Raw genomic sequence first — 15,554 nt, 5'->3', positions numbered from 1 at the left:
CCCCGTTCCCCGTTCCCGGCCTCCAGCCATGACCCCCGAACTCGGCCAACTCGCGCTCATCCTCGCCTTGCTGCTGGCGCTGGCGCAGGGCGTGCTGCCGTTGATCGGCGCATGGCGCGGCAATCGCGCGCTGATGGCGGTGGCGCGGCCGGCGGCGGCGGGACAGGCGGTGTTCGTGGCGATCGCGTTCGGCATCCTGGTGTGGGCGTTCCTGCGCTTCGACTTCTCGGTGCAGTACGTTGCCGACAACTCCAACCTGGAGCTGCCGTGGTACTACCGCATTGCCGCGGTGTGGGGCGCGCACGAGGGCTCGCTGCTGCTGTGGATCATGATTCTCAACGTGTGGACGGTGGCGCTGGCCGCCTTCAGCCAGAAATTGCCCGAGATTTTCGCCTCGCGCGTGCTGGCGGTGATGGGCCTGGTCGCGGTGGGTTTCCTCGCCTTCATCATCTTCACCTCCAATCCGTTTGGACGGCTGTTGCCGATGCCCGGCGACGGCGCGGATCTGAACCCGGTGCTGCAGGACCCGGGCATGACCGTGCACCCGCCGGTGCTGTACATGGGCTATGTGGGCTTCTCGGTGGCGTTCGCATTCTCCATCGCGGCCTTGCTGGGCGGTGAGCTGGAGCAGGCCTGGGTGCGCTGGGCGCGGCCGTGGACCAATGTGGCGTGGGCGTTTCTCACCTGCGGCATCGTCGCCGGCAGCTGGTGGGCATATGCGGAACTGGGCTGGGGCGGCTGGTGGTTCTGGGACCCGGTGGAAAATGCCAGCTTCATGCCCTGGCTGGTCGGGCTGGGCCTGATCCACGCGCAGGCGATCACCGAGAAGCGCGGCAGCCTGCGGGCGTGGACCATCCTGCTGTCGATCTTCGCGTTCTCGCTGAGCCTGCTGGGCACCTTCCTGGTGCGCTCGGGTGTGCTGACCTCGGTGCACGCGTTCGCCTCCGATCCGCGCCGCGGCGTGTTCATCCTGGCCTTCCTCACCATCATCGTCGGCGGTTCGCTGCTGCTCTATGCGCTGCGCGCGCCCAAGGTCGCCGCGGGCAAGCCGTTCAACGTGCTGTCACGCGAAACGGCCATGCTGATCGGCAACCTGATGTTTGCGGTGGCTGCCGCGATGGTGCTGCTGGGCACGCTGTTCCCGCTGATCGGCGACGCGCTGAACTTGGGCCGCATCTCGGTGGGCCCGCCCTACTTCGGTTTCCTGTTCCCGCTGTTGATGCTGCCCGTGGTGCTGTTGTTGCCGTTCGGCCCGTTCCTGCGCTGGGGCAAGAGCGATGCCGGCATGCTGAAAAGCATGCTGCTGCGCGTGACCATCGCCGCGCTGGCCTGCGCCATCGTGGCGGCGTTCTTCGTGGACGGCCACCTGAAGGCGATCATGGGCGTGGCCGCGGCGGTGTGGATCGGCGTGGGCGTGCTGCTGTACGCGTACAAGCGCTGGCGCGAGGTGCCCAGCGGCCGCCGCTATCCGGCCGAGATGGCCGGCATGCTGCTGGCGCATTTCGGCGTGGCGGTGTTCGTGGTCGGCGTGCTGCTGTCCGAATCGCTCAGCGTCACCAGCGACGTGCGCATGGCACCCGGCCAGACGCAGCACATCGGCGGCTACGATTTCCGTTTCGACGGCGCGCACCGCACCACCGGGCCAAACTGGCGCGCCGACCAGGGCGTGGTCACGGTCACCCGCGACGGCAAGAACATCGCCGTGATGCATCCGCAGAAGCGCACCTACCCGCGCGGCCAGGTGCAGACCGAATCGGCGGTGGATGCCGGCATCACCCGCGACCTGTACGTGGCGCTGGGTGAGCCCATGGACGCGGGCAATATCGAAGGTGCGTGGTCGCTGCGGCTGTACTACAAGCCCTTCGTGCGCTGGATCTGGGCCGGCGGCTTGCTGATGATGCTGGGCGGCTTTGTCTGCGCCGCGGACAAGCGCTTCCGCCTCAAGCGCACCGTCACCCGTGCCGAGCCAGTCGTCGAACCGCGCCTGCAGGAAACCCGCGCATGAGCCGGCTACTGCCCTTCATCGGCTTCATGCTGCTGGCCGCGCTGTTCGGCTTCGGCATCTGGTGGAATACCCAGCACGACCCGAACGCCATCCCCACGCCGCTGCTGAACAAGCCCGCCCCCGCGTTCAACCTGCCCAAGCTGTACGAGCCGACGCAGACGGTGAGCAAGGCGGACCTGCTGGGCAAGCCCTACCTGCTCAACGTTTTCGCCAGCTGGTGCATCGAATGCGGCGTGGAGCACCCGGTGCTCGAGGCCGAGGGCCCGACCCTGGGCGTGCAACTGGTGGGCTACAACTACAAGGACGCGCCGGCCGATGCCAAGCGCTGGCTGGCGGAGCACGGCAGCCCGTACGCCGTGGTGATCGCGGACGAGCCCGGCCACACCGCGATCGATTTCGGCGTCTACGGCGCGCCGGAAAGTTTCCTGATCGATGCGCACGGCGTCATCCGCTACAAGCACATCGGGCCGCTCACGCCGGACGTGGTGGCGAAGGAACTGAAACCGGCCATCGCGGCGCTGCGCAAGGAGGCGCCGTGATGCGGTTGTTCCGTAGGAGCGCACCCTGTGCGCGAAAAGCCTTGCGATATGGCGGCGTGTTTCGCGCACACGGTGCGCTCCTACAGGCGTTGCTGGTGGCCTTCCTGCTAGTCGCCGGCCAGGTGCACGCGCAGGCGATCGAGCCGATGCCGTTTGCCAACCATGCGCAGGAGTTGCGCTTCCAGCACCTCACCCATCAGCTGCGTTGCCCGATGTGCCAGAACGAGACGCTGGCCGATTCCAACGCGCCGATCGCGCGTGACCTGCGCAACCAGATTTTCCAGATGATGCAGCAGGGCAGGAGCGACGACGAGATCAAGCAGTACCTGGTGGCGCGCTATTCCGACTTCGTGCTGTACGACCCGCCGCTGACGCGCGGCACCTGGTTGCTGTGGTTCGGTCCGCTGCTGATCCTGCTTGGCGGCGCCGGCGTGGTGCTGGTGGCCATACGCAAACGCGTCCGCATGCCGGCCAACGGATCGTCGGGGCCGCGCCGCTCGATCGACAACGGGGATGATTGGTGAAAATCGCTTTCTACATCGCCGCCGCGGCGATGATTGCCGTGGCGCTGGCGGTACTGCTGGCGCCATTGATGCGACACGGTCGCACGTCGGCCCGGCCGCGCAAGGTTTTCGCACTGGCCTTGGCCATCGCGCTGGTGCTGCCACTGGGCGCCGCCAGCCTGTACCTGATGGTGGGAACACCGGTGGCGCTCAACGCCACCCAGGCTCCGGCGCCGATCAGCATGGAGCAGGCGCTGGCGCAACTGCGCACGCACCTGGCCGAACAGCCCGATGACGTGCGCGGCTGGATGGTGCTGGCACAGACCAGCAGCATGCTGCACGAGCCTGCCGATGCGCGCGACGCCTACGATCACGTGCTCAAGCTCGCCCCCAACCATGCCGAAGCCATGGTCGGCTGGGCCGAGGCCGATTCGATGGCGCGCAGCGATCACCAGATCACCGGCCGCGCGCTGGAACTGCTGAAACACGCCGTATCACTGCAGCCCGACAGCCAGCGCGGCTTGTGGCTGCTCGGTATCGGCCAGTTCCAGCAGGGCGACTACGCCAACGCCGCCGCCACCTGGCGCATCCTGCAGCCGCAACTGGAACCGGGCTCCAAGGTGGCCGAAGCAGTGGCCATGCAGATCGCGGTGGCGCAGTCCCGCGCCGCGAAATCACCGGCGGGCGCGTCATCCGTCGGCGCCGCCACAACAGCCCAAGAACCCGCGTTGCGCGTGCAGGTGTCGCTGGCTCCCGCGCTGAAGAAGAAGCTGAAGCCCGGCGACGTGCTGTTCGTCTACGCCCGCGCCGCGGGCGGTCCACCGATGCCGCTGGCGGCGGTGAAACGTGACGCCGGCACGTTGCCGCTCGAGGTCACCCTGACCGACGCCATGGCGATGACACCGACCGCGCGGCTGTCGTCGGCGGCCAAGGTGGAAGTGGGCGCGCGCATCAGCCACGATGGCCAGCCCATCGCCCGCGCAGGCGACCTGGAAGGCAGCGCCGGCACGGTCGACGTGAGCCGCCACGCGCCGGTTACCGTCATCATCGACAAGGTGCATCCATGAACGGCCCCGCCACCGCGCACGACGCGCGCCGCTATTTCGCCCTGCCCTCGCCGTTCCGGATGAAGCGTGGCGGCGAACTGCACGGCGCCAGCGTGGCCTACGAGACCTGGGGCGAGCTGAATGCAGCGCGCGACAACGGGCTGCTGATCCTCACCGGCCTGTCGCCCAGCGCCCATGCGGCCTCGTCGGTCGATGACCCTTCGCCCGGCTGGTGGGAAGGCATGATCGGGCCGGGCAAGGCGATCGACACCAAGCGCTGGTTCGTGATCTGCGTGAACTCGCTGGGCAGCGACAAGGGCTCGACCGGCCCGGCCTCGATCGACCCGGCCAGTGGCGAACCGTACCGGCTGAATTTCCCCGACCTGGCGCTGGAAGACGTGGCCGAAGCCGCGTACGCCACCGTCGCCAGCCTGGGCATCGAGCAACTTGCCTGCCTGATCGGCTGCTCGATGGGCGGCATGAGCGCGCTGGCCTACATGGTGCAGCACCCTGGCAGCGTGCGCGCGCACATCAGCGTGGACACGGCGCCGCAGGCCCAGCCGTTCGCCATCGCCATCCGCTCGTTGCAGCGCGAGGCGATCCGGCTGGACCCGCGCTGGAACGACGGTCGCTACGACATCCACGCCGGCGACGGCGACCGCTACCCCGACATCGGCATGAGCATCGCCCGCAAGCTGGGCGTGATCACCTACCGCTCGGCGATGGAATGGAACGGCCGCTTCGCCCGCATCCGGCTCGACCCGGAGCAACGCGACGACGACCCGTTCGGCCGCGAATTCCAGGTGGAGTCCTATCTCGAGGGCCACGCGCGGCGCTTCGTGCGCCACTTCGATCCCAATTGCTACCTCTACCTGTCGCGCGCCAGCGACTGGTTCGACATCGCCGAATACGGCAATGGCAGCGTGCACGAGGGGCTGCAGCGCATCCGCATCGAGCGCGCGATGGTGATCGGCGTCAGCACCGACATCCTGTTTCCATTGGAGCAGCAGGAGCAGATCGCCAAGGGCCTGGAAGCGGCCGGCGCCCAGGTGGATTTCGTGGCGCTGGATTCGCCGCAGGGGCACGACGCGTTCCTGGTCGACATCGAGAACTACAGCCGCGCCATCGGCGGCTTTCTGGCCCGATTGCAGGCCGATTGACCGCGCGCGGGGCTCGACCGCACCCATCGAACCCGGCATAATGCGTCGCTCACCTGCCGGTGTGGCGGAATGGTAGACGCGGCGGACTCAAAATCCGCTGGCAGCGATGTCGTGTAGGTTCGAGTCCTATCACCGGTACCAATGACTTAGGCCCCTTCCGGGGCCTTTGTTTTGGTCCGCAATTATCGAAATGGTCCGCAATATTGCCCCAGCCATCGGCCCGCGCCTGATCGCTGGTCGGCCGCTTCCTGCTGGCCTGACTCTCGCCGGATGAGGCCTGACGGCTGGGGCATTCGCAAGTTATCGCGGCTGATTCGCTAGTTATGTCGGCGGATGCCTATTGTTTGGGTGCGGCTTTCGCTTTCTTAGGCGCCGGCCAACAACCCAGCTTAACCCCCGTTTCGTCGTGGTCGCGGATTGCCTTGGCAGTCGGATCGGTCAACACATCCGCGCGGCTGACGAAAATTGGCTTCCACGGAGCGCAGTAATCAGTCGCGCGTCCACCCGTCGTCGCGCAGCCGGCCAGCAGCAGTAGCGGGGTCAGCAGTAGCCACCGACTGCGGCGGAGCATCCGGTAGCTTCGCGGTTTCGTTCTCGACTTCATTGCGCACCTCGTGAGCATGAACTGATGCCTGCGCCGTCGCTGCGGCATCCTGCGCGGCTCGCGTCTTGCCCTGCTCCGCTGCCTTGCCCTTGCTGCGGCCGTACAGCACAGCGGCGCCCAACGCGGCCAGGAGCGCGCCGATGGCGGCCAGCCAGCGGGTGAGCCAGCTCACAACAGGCTCCATGCGACGGCGGCCGCGATGTACACGCCGAGGACGGCAAGGCAGGCCCATACGATGCCACGCGCCATGTCCAGATCATCGTCTTTCATGCGGCCACCCCTAGCGCGTTCTTCGCCTTTTCCCATCGGGCCAAACGATCAGCCAGACCGTTGGTGCCACCGTTGATAACCCGCGTGATGCGATGGAAATCGCCGGCATCGGCTAGCTCGTTCAGGCCGTGCGACTTCCACCACCACGCGGCAGAGACGGCGACCATTTCCGGGTCTTCCAGAATTTCCGGGTGGTCGATCAGGTCGAGATGCAGGGCTTTGCCAGCAGCGGCGTAGTTGGCCCGTCCGGTGATCTGGATGAAACCGCGCCCGCGATACTTCGAGCCGTCACCGGGATGTGTGTTGCCAAGATCGGCGCGGCCTTCATAACGCACCTGCGCTGGCGTCGGCCCCCATAGCTCACGCGTGTACATCAGCCCGCCGCTCTCGTGCCCAATCTGCGCCAGAAAGGCGGCCTGACGTGCTGGCGTGTTGATCGCAAACTCGGTCATGGCGTCGGTGATGGGCTTGAGCCAGAACCGCGCACGAGCCACCGTGGAGCCCGTAGAAGCGGCGAGCTGTTCGGCATCCACTACGCGCCCGCCTTGTCGGTATCGTCAGACGCCAGCTTTGGCTGGGCCACGACACGCGCAACGCCCGGCGCTGCCGCCAACATCACGCCCACGCCAGCCAGCAGCAGCTTTCCCCACTCCGGCAGGTCTGGCCGCATACCTTCCGGCATCGCCAAGTAGACGCCGCCCACGCTTGCGTACACCACGCCAATGATGGACATGCGAACCGTCCAGAGCCGGTGCCAGAGCTTCCCCGCATCATCGATCAGTTTCATCGCGTCCACCCCTTCGCTTTCGTGCTGCCGCCGTCCTCAAGCCGCCCCACGCGGCGGATAAGTTCGGCCTGATTGGTTTCGAGCTTCGTGATGCGCATGGACAGGCCCGGCACATCCGCGAGCTGCGTGTTCATTACCGCGAGCTGTGAATTCATCACCGCCAGCTGCGTCACGGTGTCTTGTTGCGCTTTGCTCTGCGCATCCATGCGATCAGAGAACGTCGCGTAAATCCGGTAACCGCCAGCTACCAGTGCAGCAGCGCCCAAACCAACCACCCAGCGCTCGACAGGGCCAAGCCGGAAGGTCACATGCCCATCGCTGGCGCGTTCGGTTTCCACGGTCATGCACAAATCCAGATGGTGATTGCCAGCGCGACCACAGCCGGCAGCGTCAGCACTTCGGCAACGCGGTTGATGTCATCGTGGCGGCGGTGTGGATTCATGCGTTCGCCCCTGGTTGATGCACAACCCAGCCGAAGGCTTCCGGCTGCGGCAGTTGTGCGATGACCTCCTGCGAGGTCGGGAAGGTGGCGGGCGAGAACTCGCGTCTCATGGCAACGCCGCGATGTAGTTGAGAACAACAGCGGGATCTATCTGCGCCACGGTTGCTTCGGCATGACCGCCGCTTAGCTGGTGGAGCTCCACCGCGCTTGCTCGCGTAGCCATGTCCTGCGTGTACTGCGGCAGGCACGTCGTGTCGCTGTCTCCGTACCAAAGCTGCATGGGGATGCCGTTCAATCCGCCGTTGCCAGCAATCACATAGGGGCTGTGCGCAGCGCCATAGGTGGCATCCGAATAGCCGCCTGAATAGGCCGCGTCAACAGACGTCTGATACACCCGATTCCGAACGTCCTGGATGTTGACCACCGGAATAGCGGCGATGATGCAATCCACCAGCGTGGGGTTAGCCGCCGCCCACACCATCGCGTTTTGACCGCCCATCGACTGGCCTACCAGGACGATTTTCCCAGCAGCCACATCCTGCAGCGTGAGTAGGTAGTTCTTCGCCGCCGTGATCCGACTTATCGCTGTGTCGTTTCCCCAGGTGGCGACGCCGCCAAGGTCGCACGAGAGCATGGTGTAACCGGCGTCGGCAATCGCATTGATCAGCCGTGCGCGCGAGGCAATGCGCATCCATGTCAGGGCGCCCCCCGCATCGGCCTCCGCGCCGTGCACGTAAAGTACGCCAGGAAGTGGACTGACGGGGCGAATCCTTGGGCGCATGATGACGTCGTTTTCCGAAGCCACGGCGCGGCCCATTCCAGCGCTCGTCCACACGGCTAGTTCCCTACCCTTATGAACGCGCGATCGTTGGCATCGGAATAGATCTGCGTCGTGCCAGACGATATGGCCAGCGCTTGAAGCTTGAACGTGTAGCTTGCTCCGGGGGTGAGGCCGGAAATGCGTGTCTCGCGCTCAAGGAAAATGTACCCAACGGAACCCTGCGCCGTGAGGTTCGATTGGTTGGAGCCATTTGCAATCAACAGGACGCGCGCCGATTGCCCGGTCGTGGTGTTCCGCATGTTTCCGCCGTAGGTCACAATTACGGGTCGCTCTCCCACCACACACGTCACGGTCAGCCCGGTGACATCGACAGCCGTTGTCGAAGTCGTGTTGAACTGCGAGGTGATTTCCGCATAGCCAAGTTCAATGCCGCCAATTGGCAAGATGGACCACGTCGAGCCGTCGGACCGGTATGCCTCTTGCACGTCCGTGGCGTAGTAGACAACCCCTTGTGCTGACCCAGCCGACGGACGGCTGGCATACGTCCCGATCTGCGTGTTTGGCGCTTTCCCGTTGATCTGCGCCTGAAGCTTGCCCAGCGCGCCAAGCACGGTATCAGTGGCTGTGATGACCGCACTGGTGGCGGTGGACAGGCCCGTCAGCACCGCACCGCGCACATCCGTGGCAAAGTCGCGCCACGTCTTGTCGCCGCGCCGGTACTGGGCCGTGGTGCCGGCGGCGATGGCGGGCTCAGCACCCACCTGCGCCGGCGTGTAGTCGCCACTCGCAGGCGTCACGCTGCCCGTGCGGCCGTTGAAGCTGGTCACGCCAGCAGTCGGAACCAGCAGCTCCTGCCAGTTCGCCAGCGTGGACGCCGGCGCCGCGGTCAGGATGAAGGACTTGCTCAGGTCGGTACGGACCGCAACGTCGCCCTCCTGCGCGGACAGCGCCAGCATCGCGGCCTGCGTGTTGACGACGAACGTCTCGGTGATTGCCAACGCCGGCAGCTGGCCCGCGTCGAGCTTGCCGCCAGCATCGAGCGTGGCGAGGCCCAGCGGCTGCGCCTTCTGCAGCGTGATCCGCGCATCGGCACGCGTATCGGTGAAGTAGAGGTTCGATCCTTCCGTGAGGTCGGTTGTGGTCGCGGCGCTCGTGCCGCTAACACGCCCCTTGGCGTCTCGGGTGATCTTGACCAGGGCGTCGCCGGTGCCGGAGTCGGCGATGTCGGCAAGGTCCAGCGTTACATTGTCGTCCGCGTCCATCGATGGGGCGAAGTTGCCGGAGAATGCCGCCCAGCCTTTCGTGCTTCCATCAGGCGACCCGTAGAAGCTCACGCCGGGCACGGTGTCCACATCGCCATCGAGCGATATAAACCGGTCTTGCGAAAGGTCGCCACCGCCTTGAATGGACCCCAGCCCCGTGATGGTGATGGACTTGTCAGCCTTGGCGTCGATCTGCCCGGCAATGTCGGGGATACCTTCGCCTGAATCTGGATCGCCACCCAGCGCGGCAATCACCAGCGCGAGGTTTTTCACCAGCTTGCTGATCGCGTTGATCTGCCCTTGCAGGCTCGAAACCAACGCGTTGAAGAAGGTATAGAACGCACGCGTCGGCCTGCCAGTCTGGTCAACCAGTGGCGCGCTGGCCTTGGGAAGAATGCTGTTGTCGGCCATGGCTACGCTTTGGTGCCGACCGCCAGCCAGCCGAACGTGAAACTGCTGGTGATGTTGCTGCGGCTGTAGTTGTCCGCACTGGTGCCGCCTGTGGCCGTACTGAATCCGGCAGTGAAGTTGCCGGCATTGATCGTCAGCGCACTAGCCCGAACGTAGATGCCGCTAGGCGTGGGGCCTGACCCGTTCGGCTGGATGAATACGCGCGGCGCGCTCGCGTAGGCAGTCGGAAAGGTGACGCTCTTGGACGTGGTTTTGCCACCCGATGATGGGGCGGTATCGATGCCGAATTGCACCAGTTGGTTGCCGACTGTGATGCTGCCGCTCGTGGACGATGCGCCAGCAATCGCGGCCCACGACGCATCGGTGCCGTCAGTCGTGAGGAACTGCCCGGCGTGCCCCGTCTGCGCCGGTAGTTGCGATGACGGATCAGCCCAATACGGCGTGGCTCCGTCATTCGTGAGTATCTTGTCTGCCTGCCCGCTGACGTCGGGAACCTGCAGAACCGGCTTCCAGATCAGCGTTTCGCCGTCCGTGCTGAGGAAGTAGCCCTCCTGCCCCGCCAGCCCCGGCAAGTCCGCCGGCCCCTGCACGTCGTCCCGCGTCCACATCGTTGCCCCGCTGGAATCCTTCAGCACGACGCGATACACGCCATCCATCCAGATATCGGCATTCGCCCGGCCACTGGCGTCCAGAATCACCGGGTTGGTATTCTCGGCAGACAGGCCCGGATCGGCGTATGTTGGGCGCGGGTTCGACGTGCCGGTGTCGGTGAAATACAGGTTCCCGCCAGCCAGGACTTTGCCGTCCACGGTGAAGAATTGCGGCGCGGGGTTGATCAGTCGGAAAGCCATGCGGCCATGCTGTGAGCCGCACCGGGTTATGTCATCACATGGGGGTTTTTATGCGACGGATCGTTCTGGTGTTGGCGGTACTGGCTCTGGCGGCATGCGCATCGAATCCCGGCGTAATCAAGACCGGACCGAATAGCTACATGGTTTCTCGGCAGGGCAAAACCGGTCTTACCGGTATCGCTGGGCTCAGGGCAAAGGCGATGGGCGACGCGAATACGTATTGTGCGAAAGAAGGCAAGCAGGCTCAAATGACTGACACATCCCAATCAAGCGGCGTGCCGATTTTTGGCAACTTCCCTCGCGCTGATATTTCGTTCAAGTGCGTTACCGAATGAAGATCGCACTACCAACTAAAGACGAGCTTGGCCGTTGGATGACCGGAGGCGCCGTTATTGGGGCCGCCAATCTTATGAAGTTCCGCCATGACCCGGATTTCTGGTGGCTGTGCTCAGTAGCCTTTGGCTCCATCATTGCGATCGTTTTCTTGTATCTGACCGCTCGCGCCAACATTTACGCTCTGATTCGACGTCGCCAAGGCCGCAAGATATCCCGCCAGTGACGCCGCCTGCCGGCTCTGTGGTGGTAGCCGGCTAAGCTCAACAATCGCGCGGCGACCATCTGCGTTCAGCATGACATTCGCCATCTTGCGCAGCCCGATCACCTGCGATCCGACGCTGGCTGCCGTCTTGACACCGAACCCTCGCAACAGATTCAACATTTCGGATGCCGGTGCGGTTCCGCTGTAGTTGGCGCCGAACTTGTCCCCAAGCCTGCGCATCGCATTGAATGCGTCGTCTATCTGCGCGTACTCCTTCGGCGTGAACAGTGCGCGCAATTGCGCCACCTTCGCTGGCTTTCCGCCGCCCATCGCTGAAACGAACTTGGCAGCGTTCAATGGCAAGGTGTTGGCGCCCATGCTCGCCGGTGCGGATTGCGCCTCGTCCAGCGCGTTCTGCACAAGCAAGCGCTTGTAGTCCTGCCATACGTTAGGCGCTTGGCGCTGCATGACGTTGCCGACCATCTTCAGCTCGCTAGGAGCCATCCCGCCAAGCGTGGAAATCACCTTTTCAGGCGGCAGCTTGTTGACGGTCATGAAGTCGCCCACATCTACCTTGTCGCCCACCAGTCGGCGCAACGGTGAGGCTTCGGTGGCATCCAGGAGCTGCGAGTAGTTGCGATAGTTCTCATTGGCCTTGCGCCACATGTCGGCAATGCCGCCGCGCTCGATCATGGATCCGTCAGCTTGCGTCATGAGGCCGGGACCAAAGCGCACGCCGCCATCCAGGGCTGCCGCGCCGCTTTCGATGTCGTCCGTCATGGCGCCATACAGCCGTTTGGCAATGCGCGCCTGCTCGCTGGTTTTCACGTCCTTGAAGATGTCCGCGCTGCCCGATGCGGCACGTCCATAGGCGGATCGCGCTTTCTGCGCGGAGCTGATCGAATAGGCCGGCTTCTTGGCGATATCGTCCAGCATGCTCTGCAACTGCGCCCGAATACCAGCCGCCGCCTGTCCGGGCACGTCCGCGTATTCGCCCAGAATACTGTTGATGGTGTTGGCGGTGTTGGTGTAGCGCACCACCGGCGTTCCACCTAGCGCCTTGTCGATAGCGCCGTACTGCCTTGCAGCGGTCGCCGCTCGGTTGTCGGAGATGGACTTGACCACATTGCGCACCGTGTCTTGCACGCGCTGACCAACGCCTTCGGAGGAAACCTCGTTGGGCGATAGTTTGTCCATCGTGCGGCGGATGTAGTCGGCGGCAGCCTCCGCCGTCCGCTTGTCCGCTTCGAATGCTTTGTCGGCAGAGAAGAACGACTGCCGGGAAAGGTTTTCCAGCCCCGTCTGCATCTTCGCACCTGACACCTGCCCCGGCGTGAAGGGTATCCCTGTGCGCTGTGCGAGCTGTTCGCTTTCCTGTGCGAAAGGCTGCGCGTTCGCCTTATTGGTGAATGCGTTGGAAATTCGCTGCACGATGTTGGCCGGGACAAGGTTTTCAGCGGCGCGCATGACCCCTCGGCCAACCACAGGAATAGCCCCACCAGCCGCTGCGCCCAGTCCAAATTGCAGCGCCTTCTGTCCCGCAAAGTCATCGCCACCTTGCGTCGGGTCGCTGGTGGCTGCGGTAGCGCCGCCCGCCAAAGCACCACGAATCGCAGCGACACCAAGCGTGGCGCCTCGTGCCGGCACCGCCATGGCGCCGAGTGGTGCGGTAGCCGCAAGGTTGCCCATAAAACTACCCCACTTCGCCGCACCGGTCTTGCCCACGCCGCCCTGGTACAAGCCTTCCTCGTCCGCTATCCGCGACTCAAATGCCGGAGTGCTTTCGTTGCCCGTGAATGCGTCCAGTTGTGGGCTTGTCGGCACAATGTGGCGGCTCAGCTGCTCCGCCGCCTGCCCTACGCGCGTCATGCCGTGACCCACGCCGATCATGAAGCGGTCGAAGGCTGATCCGCCGTCCGGCTGAGCTGGCGCGGCCTGCTGCCCCTGAACCTGTGAGAGTTTCAGCGTCTGCGGCTGAGCGGCCACTTCAGAGAGTTTCGGCATTACAGCGGCTCCACGTCGGGATCGTTCGGATCACCGCCGGTCACGCGGTACTGCTTGCCGTTGACCTCAATGGTCTGACCCACGCGGTAGCCTCCGCCATTGTTGGGCGTAGACCCTGCTGGTACGTCACCTTGCGCTGCCTTTTCGCGCTGCAACGCATTGAGGATCAACTGCGCGTTCACGTCGTCCGGTTTGTCCGGACCCCATACGGATTTCGCGGCAATCTCGAAGTCAGAATTCGAAACTGGCCCTGTCGGGTTATTCATGCGCGCCATCTTTCCGGATGCTGAATTGGCGTAGGCCGCAAGGTCGGCATTGGCAATGGGGTTGATGCCGGGAATCCGCCCCATCACGGGGCCGCTACTCCAACGCGAGCCCTGCGCCACCAGCGCCGCCACCTGCTGCGGGGTCATCGATCGCAATTCTTCCTGCGTCTTGCCCGTAGCTGCGGCGGCATAAGCGTAAGCATCATCAGCCAGCCCCTTGGTGTACAGGCTCATTTTGATCTGTTCGTCGCTTTTCTTTGCCGCTGAGCCTTTCGGAATGGGTGCCGCACCCTCCACCACGCGCCGCTCCCCGGTGTTGCTGTACTGCACACGAATCGGCTTGCCATCGGGGCCAGCTTCATCGACGGGCTGGCTCCACGTCTCGCTCTGCGGCTTCGGGCCTGCGGGCGTACCCACCCCGAACTGCGCCGGCACAACGGCCTGCGTGGTCTGCAGCTGGTTGCCACCCTGCCCCGGTGCTTGCGGCTGCGCGCCGATCTGCTGGGCCTGCCGCTGCAACCACGCTTCCACCTGATCCTGCGGCGCACCCATCTGGATGGCGGCGTTCGCTTGGTCGATGAATGGCTGCATGGGGTCGATTTGCGGGCCACCCTGCGGCACGCCACCCACGGCCGGGCGAACGGTGCCTGTAGACGGATCGAACGCGCCAGCGGCCTTGCCTTCGCCCATGGGCACGTCGTGATATTGCAGGGATGCCGGATTCGCCAGCATACGCTCACCGGTGGACGGGTTCGCCAGCACACTGCCGGGCGCCACCACCACGCCTTTCACATCAGGCATGCCCCCCGTGGCCGCAATCGCCTGATACAGCGCCGGCTCCATGGCCGGGTCCCAATTCTGCGGCGGCTCCTTGCCCGATAGTTGCGCGATGTACGGACGCACAGCCTGCCATGCCCCCTCAATCTGAGCCGGATTCTTCGACTGCAGGGCCTGCGCCATGTAGCGCGCTGCGCCACCTAGGCGCTTGGCGTGATCGACCTCCTGCGCCTGAGCACGTCCCGCCAGTGCGCTGCCCATTTCCATGCCTGATTGCGGATCGATGCCGATCATCTGCGACACCAGCGCATTCTGCTGTTCGGCTGGCGCGCTGTATGCCTGCCCGGCCAGCTGGGCCAGCGCGTTTTGCTTGCGCATGGCCTGATCCTGCAAGCCAGCGGCACGGCCAGCCTGCCCGGCCGCCAACGCGTTGCCGATGATGTTCGGATTCTGAAGGGCTCCGGCAATGTCGTAAGGCATCAGACGCCACCCCACTGGTTGTTCTTGTTGTACTGCGCGTAATAGTTCGCCGCCTGTCCGATCCCGTTGGCTAGCGTAGATGCGGCGTTGGCGTTGGCGGCGTAGCCCGATGCGCGGGCGGCGGCGGCGTTGTTCAGGTTGTTGCCATACTGGCTGGCGTAGTTCGCGCCCAACCTGTTCAAATCGCCGCCTGCCGTCTGGCCAACGTTCGCAAGATTTGCCAAACGGTTCGTGTAGGTATTCAACTGCTGCGACGCCAAGCCCTGGCCGTATGACACGAGGTCTTGCCCGTATCCACCGGAGTACAGACGGCCGCGCGATGCCGCGCTGCGGTCAAGGTTCTGCGTGCCCTGCTGCAACGCGAACTGATAATCCGGCGAGTTGTAGAAGTCGGCATAGTTGGGCGAGTTGGCGGCAGCCGGGGCGGCTGGTTGAACTGCCCCCAGCGCCAGCGCATTGCCTACGGTCCGGCCGGGGAGCGGTCCCGTATACGGACGCGCCGTCTCATAACCGACAGGGCCGACGTCGTTGGATGGTGTTGCAGTCTGCCCGGCTGGCGATGCTCCGGCAGACGTTGGCGCGGCCACGCTAGGCGCCACGTTGAGCCCGTAGAGCGATGCCAGTTTGTTCAGCGCGGCCTCGCCCGTATTCAGCCAGGGCAGCGAATCCTCGCGGCTCTGGTTGTACATCTGCAGCTGCGTGTCGTTGGCTTGCTCGGATGCACGCTTCTGCGCGTTGGCGGCGCCTTTCGCGGCTTTGCTCTGCTGATTCGACGAATACGCCGCGCCTGCTGCGGCGACCGCTGCGGCTGCTACTCCCCATGGCATA

16 protein-coding genes and 1 tRNA gene are annotated in these 15,554 nt (G+C 64.7%); 7 read left to right on the top strand and 10 right to left on the bottom strand.

Annotation, left to right across the window (positions count from 1 at the left end; all coding sequences use genetic code 11):
* Positions 1-28: 28 nt before the first annotated feature.
* The 6 genes from ABD017_RS14005 to ABD017_RS13980 all read left to right on the top strand — a co-directional run bounded on the left by ABD017_RS14005 (position 29) and on the right by ABD017_RS13980 (position 5,394).
* On the top strand, positions 29-2,005 hold the full coding sequence (locus ABD017_RS14005; protein WP_343883387.1) for a heme lyase CcmF/NrfE family subunit: 1,977 nt from the start codon (positions 29-31) through the stop codon (positions 2,003-2,005).
* The gene (locus tag ABD017_RS14000; protein ID WP_343883386.1) at positions 2,002-2,544 is read left to right on the top strand and encodes a DsbE family thiol:disulfide interchange protein; all 543 of its coding nucleotides are present in this window, start codon (positions 2,002-2,004) and stop codon (positions 2,542-2,544) included. The genes ABD017_RS14005 and ABD017_RS14000 overlap by 4 nt, the downstream gene beginning before the upstream one ends.
* The gene (locus ABD017_RS13995) at positions 2,544-3,068 is read left to right on the top strand and encodes a cytochrome c-type biogenesis protein (protein ID WP_425543741.1); all 525 of its coding nucleotides are present in this window, start codon (positions 2,544-2,546) and stop codon (positions 3,066-3,068) included. The genes ABD017_RS14000 and ABD017_RS13995 overlap by 1 nt, the downstream gene beginning before the upstream one ends.
* Positions 3,065-4,114, top strand: a complete 1,050-nt coding sequence (locus ABD017_RS13990; RefSeq protein ID WP_343883385.1) for a tetratricopeptide repeat protein — start codon at positions 3,065-3,067, stop codon at positions 4,112-4,114. The genes ABD017_RS13995 and ABD017_RS13990 overlap by 4 nt, the downstream gene beginning before the upstream one ends.
* Positions 4,111-5,253 (top strand): homoserine O-acetyltransferase MetX, encoded by a 1,143-nt coding sequence (metX, locus tag ABD017_RS13985; RefSeq protein WP_343883384.1) that lies wholly within the window; start codon positions 4,111-4,113, stop codon positions 5,251-5,253. Before ABD017_RS13990 ends, metX begins: the two co-directional genes overlap by 4 nt.
* 55 nt (positions 5,254-5,308) lie before the next feature.
* A tRNA-Leu gene (locus ABD017_RS13980) sits at positions 5,309-5,394 on the top strand.
* 347 nt (positions 5,395-5,741) lie between these two features.
* Here the strand turns inward: ABD017_RS13980 and ABD017_RS13975 are convergent.
* From ABD017_RS13975 to ABD017_RS13945, 7 genes are all read right to left on the bottom strand, one after another.
* Complete coding sequence (locus tag ABD017_RS13975) at positions 5,742-6,029, bottom strand: hypothetical protein (RefSeq protein WP_343883382.1); 288 nt, start codon at positions 6,027-6,029, stop codon at positions 5,742-5,744.
* A gap of 94 nt (positions 6,030-6,123) precedes the next feature.
* The gene (locus ABD017_RS13970) at positions 6,124-6,660 is read right to left on the bottom strand and encodes a glycoside hydrolase family 19 protein (protein WP_343883381.1); all 537 of its coding nucleotides are present in this window, start codon (positions 6,658-6,660) and stop codon (positions 6,124-6,126) included.
* Positions 6,660-6,914, bottom strand: coding sequence for a DUF7940 domain-containing protein (locus ABD017_RS13965; protein ID WP_343883380.1), 255 nt, complete (start codon positions 6,912-6,914; stop codon positions 6,660-6,662). The genes ABD017_RS13970 and ABD017_RS13965 overlap by 1 nt, the downstream gene beginning before the upstream one ends.
* On the bottom strand, positions 6,911-7,258 hold the full coding sequence (locus ABD017_RS13960; protein WP_343883379.1) for a hypothetical protein: 348 nt from the start codon (positions 7,256-7,258) through the stop codon (positions 6,911-6,913). The genes ABD017_RS13965 and ABD017_RS13960 overlap by 4 nt, the downstream gene beginning before the upstream one ends.
* A gap of 204 nt (positions 7,259-7,462) precedes the next feature.
* Complete coding sequence (locus ABD017_RS13955; RefSeq protein WP_343883378.1) at positions 7,463-8,173, bottom strand: alpha/beta hydrolase family protein; 711 nt, start codon at positions 8,171-8,173, stop codon at positions 7,463-7,465.
* A gap of 20 nt (positions 8,174-8,193) precedes the next feature.
* The gene (locus ABD017_RS13950; RefSeq protein WP_343883377.1) at positions 8,194-9,810 is read right to left on the bottom strand and encodes a hypothetical protein; all 1,617 of its coding nucleotides are present in this window, start codon (positions 9,808-9,810) and stop codon (positions 8,194-8,196) included.
* 2 nt (positions 9,811-9,812) lie between these two features.
* Entirely contained in the window at positions 9,813-10,661 is an 849-nt protein-coding gene (locus tag ABD017_RS13945) for a hypothetical protein (protein WP_343883376.1), read from the bottom strand.
* A gap of 68 nt (positions 10,662-10,729) precedes the next feature.
* Between ABD017_RS13945 and ABD017_RS13940 the strand changes: the two genes are divergently transcribed.
* A complete protein-coding gene (locus tag ABD017_RS13940; protein WP_343883375.1) occupies positions 10,730-10,996 on the top strand; it encodes a hypothetical protein in 267 nt (88 codons plus the stop codon).
* Between the two features lie 113 nt (positions 10,997-11,109).
* On the opposite strand, the gene ABD017_RS13935 is transcribed toward ABD017_RS13940, so the two are convergent.
* The 3 genes from ABD017_RS13935 to ABD017_RS13925 are packed head-to-tail and all read right to left on the bottom strand — an operon-like array spanning position 11,110 to position 15,553.
* Positions 11,110-13,203: a hypothetical protein gene (locus tag ABD017_RS13935; protein WP_343883374.1), complete on the bottom strand. Its 2,094-nt coding sequence runs from the start codon at positions 13,201-13,203 to the stop codon at positions 11,110-11,112.
* Positions 13,203-14,726, bottom strand: a complete 1,524-nt coding sequence (locus ABD017_RS13930) for a hypothetical protein (protein ID WP_343883373.1) — start codon at positions 14,724-14,726, stop codon at positions 13,203-13,205. The genes ABD017_RS13935 and ABD017_RS13930 overlap by 1 nt, the downstream gene beginning before the upstream one ends.
* Positions 14,726-15,553 (bottom strand): hypothetical protein, encoded by an 828-nt coding sequence (locus ABD017_RS13925; protein ID WP_343883372.1) that lies wholly within the window; start codon positions 15,551-15,553, stop codon positions 14,726-14,728. The genes ABD017_RS13930 and ABD017_RS13925 overlap by 1 nt, the downstream gene beginning before the upstream one ends.
* Position 15,554: the final 1 nt, after the last annotated feature.

Origin of the sequence: Rhodanobacter caeni (genome assembly GCF_039523575.1) — a bacterium.
In the GTDB taxonomy this organism is placed as follows: Bacteria; Pseudomonadota; Gammaproteobacteria; order Xanthomonadales; family Rhodanobacteraceae; genus Rhodanobacter; species Rhodanobacter caeni.
This window is presented reverse-complemented; position numbering and strand designations above follow the sequence as displayed.

What these genes read in the sequence shown, in the direction of transcription:
- ABD017_RS13935 (WP_343883374.1), bottom strand. Translation starts at nt 13,203, where the DNA reads ATGCCGAAACTCTCTGAAGTGGCCGCTCAGCCGCAGACGCTGAAACTC.
- ABD017_RS13965 (WP_343883380.1), bottom strand. Translation starts at nt 6,914, where the DNA reads ATGAAACTGATCGATGATGCGGGGAAGCTCTGGCACCGGCTCTGGACG.
- ABD017_RS14005 (WP_343883387.1), top strand. Translation starts at nt 29, where the DNA reads ATGACCCCCGAACTCGGCCAACTCGCGCTCATCCTCGCCTTGCTGCTG.
- ABD017_RS13950 (WP_343883377.1), bottom strand. Translation starts at nt 9,810, where the DNA reads ATGGCCGACAACAGCATTCTTCCCAAGGCCAGCGCGCCACTGGTTGAC.
- metX (WP_343883384.1), top strand. Translation starts at nt 4,111, where the DNA reads ATGAACGGCCCCGCCACCGCGCACGACGCGCGCCGCTATTTCGCCCTG.
- ABD017_RS13930 (WP_343883373.1), bottom strand. Translation starts at nt 14,726, where the DNA reads ATGCCTTACGACATTGCCGGAGCCCTTCAGAATCCGAACATCATCGGC.
- ABD017_RS13960 (WP_343883379.1), bottom strand. Translation starts at nt 7,258, where the DNA reads ATGACCGTGGAAACCGAACGCGCCAGCGATGGGCATGTGACCTTCCGG.
- ABD017_RS13955 (WP_343883378.1), bottom strand. Translation starts at nt 8,173, where the DNA reads ATGGGCCGCGCCGTGGCTTCGGAAAACGACGTCATCATGCGCCCAAGG.
- ABD017_RS13995 (WP_425543741.1), top strand. Translation starts at nt 2,544, where the DNA reads ATGCGGTTGTTCCGTAGGAGCGCACCCTGTGCGCGAAAAGCCTTGCGA.
- ABD017_RS13925 (WP_343883372.1), bottom strand. Translation starts at nt 15,553, where the DNA reads ATGCCATGGGGAGTAGCAGCCGCAGCGGTCGCCGCAGCAGGCGCGGCG.
- ABD017_RS14000 (WP_343883386.1), top strand. Translation starts at nt 2,002, where the DNA reads ATGAGCCGGCTACTGCCCTTCATCGGCTTCATGCTGCTGGCCGCGCTG.
- ABD017_RS13945 (WP_343883376.1), bottom strand. Translation starts at nt 10,661, where the DNA reads ATGGCTTTCCGACTGATCAACCCCGCGCCGCAATTCTTCACCGTGGAC.